The organism is Streptomyces sp. NPDC008086 (assembly GCF_042957325.1).
GTDB lineage: Bacteria > Actinomycetota > Actinomycetes > Streptomycetales > Streptomycetaceae > Streptomyces.
Map to the genome: position 1 here is coordinate 103591 of NZ_JBIBIA010000008.1, position 18493 is coordinate 122083.

An 18493-nucleotide genomic window follows, 5' to 3' on the forward strand; every position below is an offset into this window, starting at 1 on the left:
TGTCATGGCCGCCACCGGCCCCGGTCATCGGATGGTGATCGTGATCGTCGACCCCTTGGGCGCGGTCTTCCCGCCCTTCACGGACTGCTTCTTGACCGTGTCGCCGAACAGGCCGAGCAAGCCACGGTCCTCGTCGACCTCGAAGCCGGCGGCCTTCAGCTCCGCGGTGGCGTCGTCGACGTTGTCACCGACCACGTCCGGGACCTCGATCATCTCGGGGCCCTTGGACAGCATCAGGGTGACGGTGTCGCCCTCGGCGGCCGGCTTGCCGCCCGACGTCGGAGACTGCTGGGCGACCTGGCCCGCGTCGAACTCGGAGTTGACCCGCGTGGGGGCGATCTTCACCTTCAGGCCGGCCTCCTCCAGCTCGGCCCGCGCGTCGGCCGGGCTCGCGCCGGTGACGTCCGGGACGTCCACCGGGCTGCCCCTGCTGACGGTGAGCTCGATCGCGGAGCCGGAGCGGACCTTGGTGCCGGTCCCGGGGACCGAGGAGATCACGGAACCCCTGGTGACCTCGTCGTCGAACTCCCGGTTAACGACGCCCGGCTCCAGGCCGAGCTCCTTCAGCTCGCTCCGCGCCTTGTCCAGCGGGTAGCCCTGGAGGTCGGGCACTTTCACGGTCTTCGGGCCCAGCGAGAGGACCAGGCTCACGGAGTCGTTGTGCCGGATACGGGCGCCCGACTTCGGGTCCGAGCTGATGACGGTGCCGCGGTCGAAGGTGTCGCTGTACGCGCGATCGACCTTGCCGACCTCCAGCCCGGCGTCCTCCAGCCGGTCCTTGGCCTGTGCCTCGGTCTTGGAGAGCAGCGGCGGGACCTCGGTGAACTGGCCGGAGTTGATGTACCAGATGCCGACGCCGAGGCCGAGGGCCAGCAGGACGGCGGCGACGACGAACAGCGGGCCGCGCGGAGCACGCGCGGTGCGCCCCCGCCGGGGCGGCGGGGGCGGGGGAGTCTCCAGCCGGCTGGTCCGGTTGAAGACGGCCTCGGGCTCGTCCTCGTTCACCGGCAGCGGCCGCTGGATCGTCAGCGCGCGCGGGATCACGCTCGTACGGTCGTCGGCGTTGCCGTGCTCCGTGGTGAGCGCCTGCGGCGGCATCGCGTCCAGCTGGTCCTCGCTGAGCGCGGCCCGCGTCTGTCGGGCCTGGGCGAGCAGCGCCACGGCGTCGTACGGGCGGAGATCCGGGGTGCGCGCGGTGGCCGAGGCGACCAGCTCGTCGAGCTCGTACGCCAGTCCCGGCGCGATCGCCGACGGCGGCGGGACGTCTTCGTGCAGGTGCTTGTAGAGCACCACGGCGGGGGAGTCCCCGTCGTGCGGCTTGTCGCCGGTGAGCATCTCGTAGAGCATGACCCCGCACGCGTACACGTCGACGCGGGCGTCGGCGGCGCCGGGCTGCTCGATCTGCTCGGGCGCGAGATAGGAGACGGTGCCGAGCACGGCACCGGTGGTGCTGGTCACGGTGTCCACGGAGCGCACGAGCCCGAAGTCGGCGACCTTGACCCGGCCGTCGTCCCCTATCAGCACGTTCTCCGGCTTCATGTCCCGGTGCACGAAACCGGCCCGGTGGGCGGCGCCGAGCGCGGCGAGCACCGGCTCCAGGATGTCCAGGGCGGCCCGGGGCTGCAGCGCCCCGCGCTCGCGCAGGACGTCACGCAGGGTGCAGCCCGCGACGTACTCCATGGCGAGATAGACGTACGACCCGTCGGTGCCCTGGTCGAAGACCTGCACCACATTGGGGTGCGCCAGCCGGGCGACGGACTTCGCCTCCCGGATGAACCGCTCGACGAAGACCCCATCCACCGCCAGCGCCGGATGCATCACCTTGAGCGCGAGCACGCGGTCCAGGCGGGTGTCCACGGCCCGATAGACCGTGGCCATCCCGCCGACGGCGATCCGCGCGTCCACGCGATACCGGCCGTCGAGCACCTGCCCGACCAGAGGGTCCTGAAGGGTCGTATCCACGCAGGTGAGTGTACGAGCCGACACTGACACGACTGCCGGTTCGGCCAGGATCGGGCTGGTACTGCAGCCGACCTGTGACGCAAACCACGCTGTGGTGGCTGCCGATGGCGCTCAGTCCCCACGGGAGAGTTCGACCGCTTGACCGACTGGAAACGGGTGGTGCGCGAGTGGCCGAGCAGTGGGGACCGCGACGCGGCTCAGAACGCAGGACGCTCCGGATCCAACACGGCCAGGCCCTCCGCAGGAGACGACGCCTGCGCGAAGTGCCGCTTCGGAATCCGTCCTGCCCGGTACGCGAGCCGCCCCGCCTCCACCGCGTGCCGCATCGCGTCGGCCATCAGCACCGGCTCCTGCGCCCGCGTCACCGCCGAGGCGAGCATCACGCCCGCGCACCCCAGCTCCATCGCCAGCGCCGCGTCCGACGCCGTACCGGCGCCCGCGTCCAGGATCACCGGCACGCGCGCGTGCTCCATGATCAACTGGAAGTTGTGCGGGTTGCGGATGCCGAGCCCCGACCCGATCGGGGAGCCGAGCGGCATGATCGCCGCACAGCCCACGTCCTCCAGCTTCCGCGCCAGCACCGGGTCGTCGTTCGTGTACGGCAACACCGTGAACCCGTCGTCCACCAGGGTCTCCGCGGCGTCCAGCAACTCGATCGGGTCCGGCAGCAGCGTCCGCTCGTCGGCGATGACCTCCAGCTTCACCAGATCCGTACCGAGCGCCTCGCGCGCGAGGCGGGCCGTCAGCACGGCCTCTCCGGCTGTGAAGCACCCCGCCGTGTTCGGCAGCACCCGGATCCCGAGCTTCTCCAGGACCGAGAGCACGGAGCCGTGCACCGAAGGGTCCACCCGCCGCATCGCGACCGTGGTCAGCTCCGTGCCGGACGCCACCAGCGCCCGCTCCAGGACCTCCAGGCTGGGCGCCCCGCCCGTGCCCATGATCAGCCGGGACGTGAAGGACGTGTCGCCGATGACAAAGGGATCGTCGGCCATGGTTCAGCCTCCTTGGACGGCGGTGAGGACCTCGACGCGGTCCCCCTCGCAGAGGGACGTCGACGGCCACTGCGCGCGCGGGACGACGGTTTCGTTGAGGGCGGCGGCCACTCCGGAGGGCGCCGCGGTGAGCATCCGTACCGCGACGTCGAGGGCCGTACCGGGAGCGACCTCTCGCCGCTCCCCGTTGAGGGAGATGTTCATGCGGGCTGCTCCGTGAGTGCGGTGTGCCGCGTGAGAGCGGCGTGCTCCGTCAGCGAGGCGGGAGAGAAACGCTTCGGCGTGAACGGACGGGCCTCGTCCGGGAGTTCACCGGTGGTCAGGACATGGGCCATGGCGTCGCCGGTGACCGGCGTGAGCAGCACGCCGTTGCGGTAGTGCCCGGTGGCCAGCGAGAACCCCGCCAGCTCGGTCGGGCCGAGCAGCGGCGCGTTGTCGGGGGAGCCGGGGCGCAGGCCCGCGCGGGTCTCGGTGAGCGGCAGTTCCGTGATGCCGGGCACCAGCTCGTGGGCGTCGCGCAGCAGCTCGTACACCCCGCCCGCGGTCACCGTCGTGTCCCAGCCCAGCTCCTCGCTAGTCGCCCCGACGACCAGCTCCCCGCTCTCGCGCGGCACCAGGTACACCTGGCTGCCCCGCACCACGGCCCGCACGGTCCGGCTCAGGAACGGCGCGTACCGCTTCGGCACGGTCAGCCGCAGCACCTGCCCCTTCACGGGGCGCACCGGCGGCAGTACGTCGTCCGGGACGCCCGCGAGGCGCCCGCTGAGGCTGCCGGCCGCGAGGACCACCTGGCCGGCCCCGAGCTGGGCACCGCCCGTCGTGGTGACTCCGGCCGCCCGGTCCCGCACGACGTCCAGGCGCTCGGCCCGGGTGCGGTGGACGACGACCCCGGCCCGCTCGCACGCGGCCACCAGCGCCCCGGCCAGCCGCCGCGGGTCGATCTGGTGGTCGCCGTCCACCCGGAGCCCGCCGCGCACGCCCGGCGCGAGCATCGGCTCGAGGCGCCGGCACTCACGCCCCGACAGCCACTCGGAGTCCAGCCCCGACCGGCGTTGCAGGGCGTGCAGTTCGCGCAGGTGGGCGCGGTCGTCGGCGTCCAGGGCCACGGCGAGCGTGCCGCACCGGCGGTAGCCGAGGTCGTGGCCGGTGACGTCGGTGAGCTCGGCCGCGAAGTCCGGGTAGCGGCGGGCCGAGGCCAGGTTCAGGCCGAGCAGGGTCTGCTCGCCGTAGTGCAGTTCCGTGACCGCGGCCAGCATCCCCGCGGCCACCTGGGCGGCTCCGCCGCCCGGCTCCGGATCCACGACGGCCGTCGTGAACCCGCGTTGCGCGGCCCGCCACGCCGTGACCAGGCCGATGATCCCGCCCCCGATGACGAGGACGTCTGACGTTCGCGTACGCGACATGGGCGTCCAGCCCCTCCCTTCGCCGGCATGACCCGGATCAGGTTCGTACGGTCGGAGGCCGCCAGCCTCCCTCTCAGCCCGGTGCGTCCGGGCTCCCGCGAGTGCTCTACGTTGGCCACCCTAGCCCGCCGCCGTAAGTCTCAGTAAGGGAGCCTCCGCCCGTGCCCCGCTCGCTCGACGGTCTCGTCCTCGCCCCCGTGGCCGACCAAGCCCCAGGTCAGGTGGGTACCCGCACCCGGTTCAGGTACCACGAGAAGGACGGCGAGATCTGGGCCGAGTACGCCGGCGGGGACGTCGTGCGCGGGCACCTGGTGGGCACCCGGGACGGCGACCGGCTGGACTTCCGGTACGTGCAGCTGAAGCGGGACGGGACGACGTCGTCGGGGCACTGTGTGTCGACGGTGGTCGAGCTGCCGGACGGGCGGGTGCGACTGGACGAGACGTGGGAGTGGGAGTCGCAGGACGGCTCGGGAACCAGCGTTGTGGAGCAGGTCACCGAGCACGCCCCATGACTGACGCACCGTCACTTGTCTATGGTGATCAGGTGAGCGAGCAGACGCAGGAACGGGGCACGTCACCGACGCCCCACGTGGTCATCGCCGGCGCGGGCATGGCCGGGGTGCAGACGGCGGTCGCCCTGCGGGAGCGGGGCTTCGCCGGGACCGTCACCCTGATCGGCGCCGAACCCCACCAGCCGTACGACCGGCCGCCCCTGTCCAAGGCCGTCCTGCTCGGCAAGGCCGAGGGCTCCGCCTTCGACGTCGACTTCGAGGCGCTCGGCATCGAACTGCGGCTGGGGCGCGAGGTGCTGGGCGTGCGCCCCGCCGACCACGAACTGGACACCGAGGCCGGGCCCGTCCCGTACGGCGTCCTCGTCCTCGCCACCGGCGCCGAACCGATCCGGCTCCCGGGCGCCGAGGGCGTGCCCGGTGTGCATCTGCTGCGCACCCTGGACGACGCCGAGCGGCTGCGGCCGGTCCTCGCGCGGCAGCACGACATCGTGGTCGTCGGCGCGGGCTGGATCGGCGCGGAGTTCGCCACGGCCGCGCGCGAGGCGGGCTGTGCGGTGACCGTCGTGGAGGCCGCCGACCGGCCGCTCGCGGGGGCGCTGCCCGCGGAGGTGGCCGCGCCGATGACCACCTGGTACGAGGACAGCGGGGCGGTGCTGCGTACGCACGCGCGCGTGGAGCGCGTCGAGCCCGGCGCGGTGATCCTCGACGACGGCTCGCGGCTGCCCGCGGGCGCCGTCGTGGTCGGCATCGGGGCCCGCCCCGCCACGGCCTGGCTGACCGGCTCGGGCATCGAACTCGGAGCGCACGGCGAGGTCCTGGCCGACGACCGGCTGCGCAGCTCCGTGCCGGACGTCTACGCGGTCGGCGACTGCGCCTCCTTCCCTTCGGGAAGGTATGGCGAGCGCCTGCTGGTCCACCACTGGGACAACGCGCTCCAGGGCCCTCGTACGGTCGCCGCGAACATCCTCGGCGAGACCTCCGCCGTCTACGACCCCGTGCCGTACTTCTGGTCCGAGCAGTTCGGCCGTTTCGTCCAGTACGCCGGCCATCACGGCGCCGCCGACACGTTGCTGTGGCGCGGCGACCCGTCGGGGCCCGCCTGGACGGTCTGCTGGCTGCGGGGCGAACGGCTCGTCGCCCTGCTGGCGGTGGGCCGGCCGAGGGACCTGGCGCAGGGGCGGCGGCTGATCGAGGCGGGCACGCAGATGAACGCGGAGCTGCTGGTGGACCCGGCCAGGCCGATGAAGGCGGCGACGGTGTAGCGCGTCGGCCTCGCCCGGGTGGACCGGGCTGGCTTCCGACTGTCAGTGGCAGATGGCAGGCTTGTTCCCGTGACCGAGATTGACGCAAAGATCGATGCTCTCGTCCCCGCCTGGCTCACCCTGCCCGACATCGCAGAGATGCTCGATGTCGAGGTGACGCGGGTGCGGCAGCTGGTCAAGGAGGGCCAGCTCATCGCCGTACGCCGTGGTGAGAACCGCGCGCTGCACGTCCCTGCCGCCTTCATCGACGGGGACAAGGTCGTCAAGGGCCTGTCCGGGACCCTGACACTGCTGCGGGACGACGGCTTCACCGACGAAGAGATGCTGGAGTGGCTCTTCACCCCCGACGAGAGCCTGCCGGGCACCCCCGCACAGGCCCTCAGCGAGAATCGCGGCACGGAGGTGAAGCGCCGCGCCCAGGCGCTCGCCGTCTGACCCCATCAACTGATCCGAACACCGTCCGGCGTACGGGCCGGGCCTTGCGGGCCACGGCTGCGGGTGACCGCGGCCGTGGGCGGCAAGGCCGCGACGTTGCCTCGGGCGCGCCCCAGCGAGGCGCGTGAGGCAGAGCGCCTGCCGGCCCGGCCTGTGCGTCGGTGAGCTGCCCTGCCCCGAGGCAGGGTCCCGCAGCCGCAGCCGCAGCCGCAGCCGCAGCCGCAGCCGCAGCCGCAGCCGCAGCCGCAGCCGCAGCCGCAGCCGCAGGCCAGCCCCCGCTCGCCAGCCGCGGCCCCGCCCGCGGCCACATCCCCCGCGCCGTCCCCCAGGTACCGTGCCGCTCCGGATACCGTGCCACCGTCCGGCACCGGCCCGACGTCATCCGCCCGGCAACCCGATCACAGGGGGCTCCCGCATGTCCGACACCGCCGCAGGCACCGCCCGCGCCCAGCTCGCCGACGCCCGGCTCTATCTCTGCACCGACGCCCGTAGGCGGCAGGGCGACCTCGCGGAGTTCCTCGACGCCGTGCTGGCCGGTGGGGTCGACATCGTGCAGCTGCGGGACAAGGGCATGGAGGCGGCCGAGGAACTGGAGCACCTGAAGGTGTTCGCCGACGCCTGCGCCCGGCACGGCAAGCTGCTCGCGGTCAACGACCGTGCCGACGTGGCCCACACCTCGGGCGCCGACGTACTCCACCTCGGCCAGGGCGACCTCCCCGTCCCCGCCGCCCGCGCGATCCTCGGCGACGACGTCCTCGTCGGCCGCTCGACGCACGCCGATTCGGAGGCCTCCGCGGCCGCGGTCCAGGAGGGCGTGGACTACTTCTGCACCGGCCCCTGCTGGCCGACCCCCACCAAGCCCGGCCGCCACGCCCCCGGCCTCGACCTGGTCCGCCACACCGCCGCGCTCGGCACGGACCGCCCCTGGTTCGCCATCGGCGGCATCGACCTGACCAACCTCGACGAGGTGCTGGAGGCGGGCGCCCGCCGTGTCGTCGTCGTACGGGCGATCACCGAGGCGGCCGACCCGGCGGAGGCGGCGGCGGAGTTCGCTAAGCGGCTGCGGCAGGCGTAGACGCGGCGTCGCGGCGCCGCAGCGGATTCATCAGGGAACCGCGTCTCACCTTTTGCTCTGGCCCGTCTCAGCCAGTGGTCAGTGTCGTGGCGGTTCACGGTCCCGGGGCTCCGTCCGGCCCCGGTGATGTTGCTCTGTGGCCCGTTGTTGTCCAAGGCGTGGACAACAACCCGACAATTCCGGCAAATGTCCGGCGCCCGGTTGGGGGACCGAGGACCCCTGGCTAACCTGCGAGTATGGCCCTCGGCACCGCATCCATCAGGTCGGACCACGCTCGTACCGTGCGCGAGATGCTCGCGACCGGCAAGACGACGTATTCCTTCGAGTTCTACGCGCCCAAGACCCCGAAGGGCGAGCGGAACCTGTGGAACGCGCTGCGCCGGGTCGAGGCGGTCGGACCCGACTTCGTCTCCGTGACGTACGGCGCGGGCGGCTCCACCCGCGCGGGCACGGTCAAGGCGACCGAGGCCATCGCCTCGGACACCACGCTCACCCCGATCGCGCACCTCACCGCCGTCGACCACTCGGTCGCCGACCTGCGCAACATCATCGGCCAGTACGCCGACGCCGGGATCCGCAACATGCTGGCGCTGCGCGGTGACCCACCCGGCGACCCGCTCGGCGACTGGGTGCGCCACCCGCGGGGCCTGACCTACGCCGCCGAACTCGTCGAACTGATCAAGGCGTCCGGAGATTTCTGCGTGGGCGTCGCGGCCTTCCCGGCGATGCACCCGCGCTCCGCCGACTGGGAGACGGACGTCGGTCACTTCGTCGACAAGTGCCGGGCCGGCGCGGACTACGCGATCACGCAAATGTTCTTCGAACCCGAGGACTACCTGCGGTTGCGCGACCGTGTCTCGGCCGCCGGCTGCGACACCCCGATCATTCCGGAGATCATGCCGATCGCCAGCGTAAGGACGCTGGAGCGGATCCCGTCCCTCACCAACGCCTCCTTCCCGGCCGCCCTGAAAGAGCGGATCCTCACAGCAAAGGACGATCCGGCGGCTGTACGCTCCATTGGCATCGAGTTCGCCACGGAGTTCTGCGCACGGCTGCTGGCCGAGGGAGTGCCCGGACTGCACTTCATCACGCTCAACAACTCCACGGCGACGCTGGAAATCTACGAGAACCTGGGCCTGCACCACCCACCGCAGGCCTAGACCGGCCGTCCTGATATACGTCACACTGCGTAGGCGGCCACTGGGAGAGGGGCGTACATGGGCTGGACGGTCCTCTACATCGCGTTCGGCGTGGTCGCGCTGTGGCTGTTGGGCGAAGTGCTGTTGCAGTACAAGGCGCGGCTGCGCTGGCGGCTGCTCGCCTTCGTCGGCTTCCTCGGCGTCGTGGTCGGGGTGCTGATCCCGTCCGTCATCGTCATCGGTCTGGGCGCGGCGGCGTTCGCGGTCGGCCAGACCTACGTCACGCTGTCGTTCCGCCGCGGCTTCTCGGCCGGCTGGGCCGTCTCCGCCCCGGCCCTCGGCCCGCTGACCGCCGCCAAGCGCCGCCGCGGCGAACCGGACCGCCAGGAGCCGACCCTGGAGGTCTCCGACCTCGAGGCGACCGGCGGTTTCGCGGGCGACGACGCCAACTACGGTCGGGACGACGCCAACTACGGCAGGGGCGACGCCGGTTACGGCGGCCAGGACGACTACGACCGCGACGACGTCTTCACCCCCTCCCGCCCGGACCGGACCACGGCCGCGGAGACGACCTCCGTCTACGAGCCGCAGCCCCTCCCGGAGGACACCGGCTCGTACGGCATATACAACGACGCGGCCTACGCCGCCGCCGACCAGAACTACGCGGCCGGCCAGCCCCAGGACCAGTACGCCACGGCCGACCAGGGCTACGGATACGACACCGGCTACTCCGGCTACGACCAGCAGCAGTACGGCTACGACGCCACCGGCCAGCAGCAGTACGCCGCCTACTCCGACCCGTACATCGGCGCCCAGACCTACGGCGACGCCTCGTACGACGCCTACGGCCAGCAGCAGTACGGACAGCAGGGCTACGCCCAGGACCAGTACGCCACCGGCACCGGCACCTACGGCGAGACCCCGCCCGGCGGCGTCTGGGTCCCGCAGCAGCGCACCGACGAGGCGTACGGCGGCGAACTCCCGCCGGAGCAGCAGTACCCGTACCAGGGCGACGGCCGCCAGCAGGGTCAGGGGAACGGGTACGACGAGCAGTACCGCTTCTGACTCACTGCGATCCCCGGAACTCCGGCCCCTCCACGATCAGCCCGGCCACCAGCGCGCCCGACATACCGGCGTGCGGAAGGCCGCCACCGGGGTGGGACCAGCCGCCGACAGCGAACAGGCCGGGTATGGCTGTGCTGTTCGACGGATGCAGCAGACGTCCCTCGCCCGCGGCCAGCGTCGGCGCCGGCACCGCTCCGCCCTCCGCCCCGGTCGCTTCCGCGATGTCGGCCGGAGTGGACACCTCGTGCCACAGAAGGCGGTCGCGCAGGCCCGGCACGGCACGCTCTGCGACCGCGATCAACTGCTCGGCGTGCAGATCGAAGACCTCCCGCTGCGCCCAGTCCCCTTCGGCCTGAGCGGGCACCACCGCGCTGAGTGTGATCGCCTCATGACCGGGGTCCGGAACCAGGTCGGGGTCGTCGGGTCGCAGCACCGTGACCGTGGGGTGCGCGGCCATGCCCGGAGCGGCGCCGAACAGGGTGTCCAACTCGGTCTCGCGATCCGCCGCATGCACCACCGTGCGGTGCGCCGTGCCCTCCGGGCGGGCGCCGCGCAGCGCCAGCAGCACCGTCAGACGGCTCGCCGCCCGGCGCTGGGGCGCGACCTCGTCCGCGCCCCTGACCGACGTCTCCCGGACGAGGCGGTCCAGCACCCCGGGAGCGACCCCGGCGACCACGAAGTCCGCCTCCGCCGTCGACCCGTCGCCCAGCTCCAGCCCGGCCGCACGGCCGTCCTTCTCCAGCACCCCGACGACCTCGGCACCGAAACGGAACTCGACCTTGCGGGCCACGCACCGCTCGTACACGGCACGCGCCAACTCCCGTAGGCCGCCCCGCACATACCAGGTCCCGAACGCGTGCTCCAGGTACGGCAGCACCGCCGCGCTCGCGGGGGCCACGCGCGGGTCCAGGCCGTGGGCGAGGGCGTAGCTCTCCAGCAGGGCGACGAGCCGGGGGTCGCGCAGCTCCCAGGCGCCGACCTCGGCGAGGGTGCCGGCCCGGCGAGTGCGCAAAAGTCGCTTGTGGGGGACCGCCGGATAGGGCTCGCGGTCGGCCAGCACCTGCCAGTTCGGCCACAGGGGCTCCTCCAGCAGGGGCCTGCGCGTGCGGTCCCAGGCCTCGCGGGCGCGGACCAGGAAGTCGCCCCAGCGGCCGCCGGTTCCGGCGCCCAGCGCCTCGTCGAGGGCGGCCACGACACCCGCGCGCGAGGCGTTCGGCAGAAAGAGCCCGGTGCCGTCCGCGAAGACGTGCCGCGCGGACGGGTCGACCTGGACCAGCTCGACGCAGTCCTCCAGCGGCTCCTTGCCCGTCTTGAGGAACAGGTCGCGGTACACGGCCGGGAGCGGGAGCAGCCCGGGGCCCGTGTCGAACCCGAAGCCGTCGCGCTCGAAGCGGCGCACCGCTCCGCCGTACGTCTCCGTACGCTCGTACACCGCCACCCGGTGGCCCGCGACGGCCAGCCGGGCAGCGGCCGCCATCGCGCCCATCCCGGCGCCGATCACCGCAATCCGTGCCATGCGTGGGACTTTATCGGCCGGCACTGACAACAGCCCAATGACCTCGAAGGACGGCTCAGCCGGACCGTTGGGTCACCGTCTGCCCGAGCCGTTTCTCGGCCCGCCGCTCGGCCCTGCGGCGCAGGAAGCGACGGATCCGCGAGACCAGGAAGAGAAGCAGGAGCAGCCCGGCGAGCAGCAGGGTGCCCGCGATGACCGCGGCGGCGACGGGGTAGAAGATCGCGAGGGTGATGAGGGCGCCGACCCCGAGATCCTCGGCGATGCTCACCACGATGTTGCTGAACGGCTCCGGCGAGGTGTTGACCGCCATCCGTGTCCCGGCCTTGACCAGGTGGCTGACCAGCGCCGTCGAACCGCCGACCGCGCCCGCCGCCAGCTCCGGCAGCGACCCGTTCTGCCCGGCGAGCAGCGCCGCGACGACCGCGCCCGCCACCGGCCGGACCACGGTGTGCACCGAGTCCCACGCCGAGTCCACGTACGGGATCTTGTCGGCGACGGCCTCGCACAGGAACAGCACGCCGGCCGCGATCAGCACGTCGGGCCGCTGCAGCGCCTCGGGCACCTCGTCGCTCAGCCCGGTCGCGCCGAACACGCCCAGCAGCAGGACCACGGCGTAGGAGTTGATGCCGCTGGCCCAGGCGCTGGTGAAGATCAAGGGAAGTATGGACACGGACGCGATCGTAGCCAGTCGGCGACACAGGGGCCTGGGGATGAGCACGCAGGCCTGAGTACGCGTACCTAGCCGATGAGATGAGTACGCGCGCGGATGGGGGCCGACCTGCGTGAACGAGAGAGTGGAGGCACGGAGAAGGGGTTCGGCTCCGGCACCGGCGACACGGGGCGCCGGAACGGAGCTGCCCCGGATCCGCTCCTTCCGCCGGCCAGGCGTCGGCGGGAGCGAGACCGGGGGACCCGGGGGAACGACCGAACGGGGGTCCGGCGGGGGGACACGGGGGAGTACGGGGGAAACGGGGAACGGGGGAGCACGAGAAGGCGCCGGTTCGAGAGTGGCCCGCGGGGGACGCGGCCACTTCCGGACCGGCGCTTTCGTCTGCGCGGCGCCCTGAAGGGGCGCGAGGACGGAGCGCTCAGCGGCGCCCGCTCACCCGGCCCTGCAACAGCCGCGACAGCGCCGCGTGCACGTCGTCCAAGGAGCGCTCCGGCTGGAACGACTTCCAGTCGAGCGCGGCCACCAGGACCATGCCGACCAGCGCGGAGGCGGTGAGCGCGACGTCGATCTCCTCGCTGAACTCGCCGTTCTCCACGCCCTCGCGCAGGACACCCTCGACGACCGCCACGGCCTGCTGCCGGACCACCATCAGCGTGGACTGCCAGGTCCGGTTCGTCCGCCACAGCTCGGCGACGTAGAGCTGGGTGAAGGACGGGTAGCGGTCGATGAAGACGAGGCCCGCGCGGACCATCGCGTCCAGGGCGTCCACCTTGGTGCCGCTGTCCCGGGCGGTCTGCTCGGCCGCCTCCCTGAGGGAGGCGGTGAGGAGTTCCACTCCGTGGCGCAGCAGCTCCTCGAAGAGGACCGACTTGCTCGCGAAGTTGTAGTAGACCGTGCCCTTCGCCACCCCGGCCCGCTCGGCGATCTCGTCGACGGTGGTGGCGGAGAAGCCCTGTTCGGCGATGAGCGTGACGGCCGCCTCGTAGAGCTTCTGCCGGGTGGCCTCACGGCGCGTGCTGCCGCCCGACGCGGCGTTGCTGCTTTCCATGGCCCTGATTGTCCCGCGCGCGCTCACAGGGTCAGCTCCGGGTGCAGCCGGTCGAGCGTCCAGACCTGCCGGCGCCGGGCCGACAGCGCGGTCAGCGCGACGGCGCCCGCGGTGAAGGCGACGAGCACCACGCACGCGTGCCACACCGGTCCGAGACCGCCGCCCGTGATGAGCCTTCGGAGCGCCTCCACGACGTAGCTCATCGGCAGGAAGGGGTGCAGCGCGTTGAAGAAGCCCGGGCTGGTCTGTACGGGGTACGTGCCGCCCGCTGACGTCAACTGGAGCATCAGCAGGGCCAGGACGAGGATCCGGCCCGCCGCGCCGAAGCGCGCGTTCAGCCACTGCACGATCGCCGAGAAGCACGCCGTCACCAGGAACAGGAAGCCCACCGTGCCGGCCGCCCGCGCCATCTGAAGGCCGATCGCCCAGTGCAGCACCGACATCAGCGCCACGGTCTGGAGCACCCCGATCGCCACCACGGGCAGCCAGCCGGCCAGTGCGATCCGCCAGGCGGAGGCTCCCGCGGCGAGCGCGCGCCGGTTCATCGGCGAGATGAGCATGTACGCCACCATCGCGCCCACCCACAGGGACAGCGGGATGAAGTACGGGGCGAACCCGGTGCCGTAGTTGGCCGCCTTGTGCATGTCCCGGGAGACGAGCTGGACCGGGTCGGACATGACCTCGGTGCGCTGGTCGCGGGCTTTCTCGTCGTAGTCGGGGATCTGCTCGGCGCCGTCGTGCAGCCCGTCCGAGAGCTTCCCGGAGCCGTCGACGAGCTTGTACATGCCGCCGTTCAGGTCCACCGCGCCGGTCTTGAGCTCGCCCACGCCGGTGTCCAGGTCGGCCGCGCCGGACTTGGCGCCGCCGAGGCCGGAATGCAGCTTCTCGGCACCCGCGGCGACCTTGGCGGCGCCCTGGTTCAGCTTGTTGATCCGGGTGACGGCGTCGTCGAGGTCCTCGGAGAGGCGCGGCGCGCGGTCGGCGAGCGCCTGCGACTGCTTCTGGAGGGTGGCGAGGTTCCGGTCGAGCTTCTTCAGGTCGCCGTCGTGGTCGGCGATCAGCGTGTTGAGGTCGTCGGCGATCGTCGCCACGTCGGCGGCCGAGCTCTTGGCCTTCTTGAGGTCGGCGCAGGCCGGGTCGGGCAGGACCGCGTTCTCGCAACGCGCCTCGTAGACGCCGTCCAGCACGTCGGAGGCCGCGTGGGCGCCCTTGGCGGCGCCCGGGGCGTGCTCCACCAGGTCGTCGAGGTTGTTGCGGATCGCCCCGGAGGTGTCGGCGACCAGCTTGGCGGTGTCCCCGATGGTCTTCTCGTTGTCCTGGAAGAACGGGCCGATCTTCTTGTCGACCCCGTTGACCCGGTCGGCGAGCGTCCGGGTGCCCTCCGCGACCTGCCGGGAGCCGGTCTCCAGGTCGCCCGCGCCCTTGTTGAGCTTCTTCAGGCCCGTGGACAGCTTGCCGCTGCCCTTCTTGGCCTCCTTCAGCCCGTCGGCGAGGTCCTTGGAGCCCTTCTCCGCCTTCCCGATGCCGCCTTCGAGCCGGTCGGCGCCGGACGCGGCCTTGACCGTCGCGCCGTGGATGTCGGAGAACGAGACGAAGATCCGGTCCAGGAAGGACCGCGACGCCTTCGTGGACGCGGCCTCGCGCACCTCGCTGAAGACCGTCCGCGAGATCTGCCCGACGATGTAGTTGTTCGCGTCGTTCGTACGCACCTGAAGGGCGCCGGTCTCCGGCGAGTCGCCCGCGCTGGACGCGATCCGCTCGCTGAAGTCGGCCGGCATGGTCAGCGACAGGTAGTAGGTGCCGTCCTCGACGCCCTTCTCGGCCTCGGCGGCACTCACCTCCCGCCAGTCGAAGACGTCGCTCTCGTGCAGCCCCTTGGCGATGTCGTCGCCGGCGGCGAGCTCCTTGTCGCCGACCTTCGCCCCCTTGTCGTCGTTCACGAGGGCCACGGGGATGCGGTCGAGACGGCCGTACGGGTCCCAGAACGACCACAGGTACAGGGCGCCGTACAGCAGGGGCAGCACCAGCAGCGCGACCAGGGCGGCGCGCGGCAGCTTCCCCCGGCCGAAGCGCCTCAGCTCAAGCGCGGCCAGCCTCGGCGAGCGCATCGGCGGCCTCCTTTCCGTCGGATTGCGGGTCACCGGTCTTCGGGGCGGCGGCCTCAGGGGCGGTGGACACCCTGACGGTGCCGTCGGGGGCCTCGCTGCACACCGCCAGGACCGTCGTCCCGGCCTCGGCGATCGACTTCAACAGCGCCCAGGCCTCGGCCCGTTCGGCCTCCGAGAGCTTGAGGTCGGTGTCGTCGACGCCCAGCACGCGCGGGTCGGCGATCAGGGCCAGCGCGATCGACAGCCGCAGCGCCTCCAGCCGCTCCAGATCCCGTACGGCCGTACGGGAGCCCTTGGGCAGGGACTCCAGGTCCAGGCCCGCCGCGGTCAGCGCCGCGTCGATCCGCCGCCGCTCCTCGCCCCCGCGCTCGCCCCGCCGGCGCAGCAGCCCGCGCACCGAGTCGCCGAACCGCCGCTGAAGCAGCGCCCGTTCGCGCAGGTGCTCGGCGACGGTCAGGGCCGGGTCCAGGTCGGTCACACCCGGAACGTGGGCCAGGGCGCTGACCCGCCGCACCGCCGCCATGCGCCTGGGCAGCCCGGCGTCGCCGACGGCGGCGGAGCCCTCCGTCGGCTTCATCCGCCCCGTGAGCGCGAGCAGCAGACATGTACGGCCCGTACCGGACGGCCCCTCGATCGTGATCAGCGAACCTGCCTCCGCCTCGAAGGAGACCCCGCGGAACGCCCATCCGCGGGGCCCTTCGAGCCCGAGGCCGCGGGCCGTGACACCGGTCGCGGCCACGGTTTCCCCCATCCCTGCCCCCTTATTTAAACTGACTGGTCAGTGCAAAAACTAGCCCGAACGCTCGATCGATGCAAAGGCCCAGGTCAGAACGGATTGTCAGTGCCATACCCCACGATGGGCACATACGGCATCCCGTAGCGGGCATGCCGTCACACAGACGACAGGAGGTTCGTCATGGCCAGCTATCACGCAGCAGCCGCCCGTCGGCGCGGCGCCACCGGCCCTGCCCCCTCACTGACCGGCCCGGCGAGCGACGTGCACCCCGTGCTCCGCCGGGCCACGGCCCCGCCCGCCGCCCTCGACCTGCTCGCCCAGGCCCGTGCCGGACTGGACGAGGCCGCCGTCCTGGAGACACCGAACGAGCGCTATGCCACGGCCCACCTCTCCGCCCTGCGCACAGCCGCCGCCGTACTCGCCGCACGCGGGCGCCCCGAACCCACGCCCAGGCGCCGGGCCCGGATCCGGAGCGCGTGGGAAGTGCTCCCCGAGATCGCGCCCGAACTCGCCGAGTGGAGCGCGCTGTTCGCCTCCGGGGCCCGGCGCCGCGCCCGGGCCGAGGCGGGTATCCAGGGCGCGGCCAGCCGCCGGGACGCCGACGACCTGATACGCGACGCTGCGATGTTCCTGCGCCTCGTCGAGCGGATGCTGGTGCTCCAGCCGGTCCTGCCACAGCCGCGAACCGACGCGGACGGGGAGGAGGGCGGCGACTCGCGTCACGCGCGCGACGACATGCCGGACGCCGGCTGACGGCGAAGCGGGCGGATCGAGGCCCGTCCGTCGGAGGGTGCGGGCGGCGTCGCGCGGCACCGCGATGGCCGGTCGGGCCACCGCAGGCAATAGGGTGGAGGGCGCCTGAAGCCTTCCCACCTCCGTGACCCGGGCCGGGGAGGCAGCCCGTTCGCTCCGCCGTGCAAGTGGCGGTGCCGCGCCGAGGAGTCAACTGCCGTGTCGGACCCTATGCGGCCCCGCGCCGCCCTCCGTACCGCCGTGGTCTGGGAGGTCCTCCAGGACGCCCTGGACCGCCGTGTGAAGGCCACGGGTCGCCAGGCGCTCGACGTCCTCGACACCGGGGGCGGCAGCGGCAACTTCGCGGTGCCCCTCGCCCGCCTCGGTCACCGCGTCACCGTGGTCGACCCCAGCCCGAACGCGCTGTTCGCCCTGGAGCGGCGCGCCGCCGAGGCCGAGGTCGCCGACCGGGTGAAGGGCGTCCAGGGCGACGCCCACGGCCTCTTCGACGTGGTCGAGCGCGCCGGGTACGACGTCGTGCTCTGCCACGGCGTCCTGGAATACGTCGACGACCCCGCCGAGGGCGTACGCAACGCGGTGGCCGCACTGCGCGCAGAGGGCGTCCTCAGCCTGCTCGCCGCCGGACTCGGGGGAGCGGTGCTGGCGCGGGCCCTCGCCGGTCACTTCAAGGAGGCCAAGCAGGCCCTTCAGGACCCGGACGGCCGCTGGGGCCAGGGCGACCCGGTGCCGCGCCGTTTCACCGCCGAGCAGCTCACCGCGCTGGTAGAGGGCGCCGGCCTCGCCGTCGGCGCCGTGCACGGCGTCCGCGTCTTCGCCGACCTCGTCCCCGGGGTCCTCGTCGACACCGAGCCCGGCGCTCTGGAGGCGCTGCTGAAGCTGGAAGAGGCCGCCGCAGAGCTGCCCGCCTTCCACTCGGTCGCCACCCAGCTGCACGTGCTCGGCGAGACGGGGGAGACCACCGGGGCCTGAGCCGCCCGCCGTGCCTTCCATGGGCCGACCTCGGGAGCGCGCCGTTGATCAGGGGCTTGGCTGCACATGGAGTACGCCACAGGCCCCCCGATCGGACGCTCAGCGCCGTATGATCGAGGGAGACCGTTCCGGCATGACGGGTCGGCCGCTGGGGAATGCAGATCTCAGCGAGCCGGGACGTCCATGGCGGAGCCCGGTTGGCCAATTGGCGTAGAGGGGCGGGTTTCACGGGGGCGATTCCCTGCCTATCCTGAAGGGACCCCCCGGGTCGCCCCGGCGACTGCACGATGAGGAGGACTCCGTGCCGCTCTCGGAGCACGAGCAGCGCATGCTCGAGCAGATGGAGCGAGCGCTGTACGCCGAAGATCCCAAGTTCGCGACAGCGCTTGAGGGAAGCGGGCTGCGTACGTACACCCGGCGACGGGTCTACCAGGCGGTCGCGGGCTTCCTCGTAGGTATCGCGCTCCTCATGGCTGGAATGGTCGCCAAGCAGGTCTGGCTCAGCGTGGTGGGCTTCCTCGTCATGCTGGGCTGTGCGGTACTCGCCGTGACCGGCTGGCGCAAGGCCCCCAAGCCGGGCGAGCAGCCCGCCGGCGGTCAGCAGGCCCGCCGCCAGCCACGCCAGAAGCGCTCCATGATGGACCGCATCGAAGAGCGCTGGCAGCGCCGCCGCGATGAACAGGGCGGCCATTAGCTCGACGAGCAGCTCCCATACAGACGCAGGGGGTGACCACCGGTGGGTGGTCACCCCCTGACGTATGCCTGGACGTATGCCTGCTGCCCTGTTCGTGGGCTGACGCAGGATCGTGCCTGAGCAGTGCAGTGCAGGGCTACGGGGGAGGGCTACG

The 18493-nt window shown here is 72.4% G+C and carries 18 protein-coding genes and 1 riboswitch; of the genes, 9 read left to right on the forward strand and 9 right to left on the reverse strand.

What is annotated here, in order from left to right; genetic code table 11:
• Positions 1-24: 24 nt before the first annotated feature.
• The 4 genes from pknB to thiO all read right to left on the reverse strand — a co-directional run bounded on the left by pknB (position 25) and on the right by thiO (position 4357).
• Entirely contained in the window at positions 25-1962 is a 1938-nt protein-coding gene (gene pknB / locus ACFZBP_RS27920; RefSeq protein WP_391417065.1) for a Stk1 family PASTA domain-containing Ser/Thr kinase, read from the reverse strand.
• Positions 1963-2159: 197 nt separating this feature from the next.
• Positions 2160-2954: a thiazole synthase gene (locus ACFZBP_RS27925; RefSeq protein WP_383444510.1), complete on the reverse strand. Its 795-nt coding sequence runs from the start codon at positions 2952-2954 to the stop codon at positions 2160-2162.
• Positions 2955-2957: 3 nt separating this feature from the next.
• Positions 2958-3158: a sulfur carrier protein ThiS gene (gene thiS, locus ACFZBP_RS27930; RefSeq protein ID WP_383444513.1), complete on the reverse strand. Its 201-nt coding sequence runs from the start codon at positions 3156-3158 to the stop codon at positions 2958-2960.
• Positions 3155-4357 carry a glycine oxidase ThiO gene (gene thiO / locus ACFZBP_RS27935; RefSeq protein ID WP_383444516.1) on the reverse strand — a complete coding sequence of 401 codons (1203 nt, stop codon included), beginning with the start codon at positions 4355-4357 and terminating at the stop codon, positions 3155-3157. The genes thiS and thiO overlap by 4 nt, the downstream gene beginning before the upstream one ends.
• Positions 4355-4466: riboswitch (TPP riboswitch) on the reverse strand. Its footprint overlaps the gene before it by 3 nt.
• A gap of 52 nt (positions 4467-4518) precedes the next feature.
• Here thiO and ACFZBP_RS27940 point away from each other — a divergent pair.
• The 6 genes from ACFZBP_RS27940 to ACFZBP_RS27965 all read left to right on the forward strand — a co-directional run bounded on the left by ACFZBP_RS27940 (position 4519) and on the right by ACFZBP_RS27965 (position 9845).
• Entirely contained in the window at positions 4519-4869 is a 351-nt protein-coding gene (locus ACFZBP_RS27940; protein ID WP_383444519.1) for a hypothetical protein, read from the forward strand.
• A 32-nt stretch (positions 4870-4901) separates the two neighbouring features.
• Positions 4902-6131 carry an NAD(P)/FAD-dependent oxidoreductase gene (locus ACFZBP_RS27945; protein ID WP_383444522.1) on the forward strand — a complete coding sequence of 410 codons (1230 nt, stop codon included), beginning with the start codon at positions 4902-4904 and terminating at the stop codon, positions 6129-6131.
• Between the two features lie 69 nt (positions 6132-6200).
• A complete protein-coding gene (locus tag ACFZBP_RS27950) occupies positions 6201-6566 on the forward strand; it encodes an Rv2175c family DNA-binding protein (RefSeq protein ID WP_031483328.1) in 366 nt (121 codons plus the stop codon).
• A 415-nt stretch (positions 6567-6981) separates the two neighbouring features.
• Positions 6982-7641 carry a thiamine phosphate synthase gene (gene thiE, locus ACFZBP_RS27955; protein WP_383444527.1) on the forward strand — a complete coding sequence of 220 codons (660 nt, stop codon included), beginning with the start codon at positions 6982-6984 and terminating at the stop codon, positions 7639-7641.
• 236 nt (positions 7642-7877) lie between these two features.
• Positions 7878-8801 carry a methylenetetrahydrofolate reductase [NAD(P)H] gene (metF, locus tag ACFZBP_RS27960; protein WP_383444530.1) on the forward strand — a complete coding sequence of 308 codons (924 nt, stop codon included), beginning with the start codon at positions 7878-7880 and terminating at the stop codon, positions 8799-8801.
• A 57-nt stretch (positions 8802-8858) separates the two neighbouring features.
• Entirely contained in the window at positions 8859-9845 is a 987-nt protein-coding gene (locus ACFZBP_RS27965) for a hypothetical protein (protein ID WP_383444536.1), read from the forward strand.
• A 1-nt stretch (position 9846) separates the two neighbouring features.
• On the opposite strand, the gene ACFZBP_RS27970 is transcribed toward ACFZBP_RS27965, so the two are convergent.
• The 5 genes from ACFZBP_RS27970 to ACFZBP_RS27990 form a co-directional block, all read right to left on the reverse strand.
• On the reverse strand, positions 9847-11361 hold the full coding sequence (locus ACFZBP_RS27970; RefSeq protein WP_391417075.1) for an FAD-dependent oxidoreductase: 1515 nt from the start codon (positions 11359-11361) through the stop codon (positions 9847-9849).
• 55 nt (positions 11362-11416) lie between these two features.
• A complete protein-coding gene (locus ACFZBP_RS27975) occupies positions 11417-12031 on the reverse strand; it encodes a DUF4126 family protein (protein WP_391417078.1) in 615 nt (204 codons plus the stop codon).
• A gap of 418 nt (positions 12032-12449) precedes the next feature.
• The gene (locus ACFZBP_RS27980; protein WP_391417081.1) at positions 12450-13079 is read right to left on the reverse strand and encodes a TetR family transcriptional regulator; all 630 of its coding nucleotides are present in this window, start codon (positions 13077-13079) and stop codon (positions 12450-12452) included.
• A 23-nt stretch (positions 13080-13102) separates the two neighbouring features.
• On the reverse strand, positions 13103-15187 hold the full coding sequence (locus tag ACFZBP_RS27985; protein ID WP_391417083.1) for a YhgE/Pip family protein: 2085 nt from the start codon (positions 15185-15187) through the stop codon (positions 13103-13105).
• Positions 15159-15938, reverse strand: a complete 780-nt coding sequence (locus ACFZBP_RS27990; protein ID WP_391417086.1) for an ATP-binding cassette domain-containing protein — start codon at positions 15936-15938, stop codon at positions 15159-15161. Before ACFZBP_RS27990 ends, ACFZBP_RS27985 begins: the two co-directional genes overlap by 29 nt.
• Positions 15939-16103: 165 nt before the next feature.
• On the opposite strand from ACFZBP_RS27990, the gene ACFZBP_RS27995 reads away from it, so the two are divergent.
• From ACFZBP_RS27995 to ACFZBP_RS28005, 3 genes are all read left to right on the forward strand, one after another.
• Positions 16104-16676: an SAV_6107 family HEPN domain-containing protein gene (locus ACFZBP_RS27995; protein WP_383444553.1), complete on the forward strand. Its 573-nt coding sequence runs from the start codon at positions 16104-16106 to the stop codon at positions 16674-16676.
• A gap of 198 nt (positions 16677-16874) precedes the next feature.
• Complete coding sequence (locus ACFZBP_RS28000) at positions 16875-17645, forward strand: class I SAM-dependent methyltransferase (RefSeq protein WP_383444556.1); 771 nt, start codon at positions 16875-16877, stop codon at positions 17643-17645.
• Between the two features lie 301 nt (positions 17646-17946).
• Entirely contained in the window at positions 17947-18339 is a 393-nt protein-coding gene (locus ACFZBP_RS28005; RefSeq protein WP_062718999.1) for a DUF3040 domain-containing protein, read from the forward strand.
• Positions 18340-18493 lie beyond the last annotated feature (154 nt).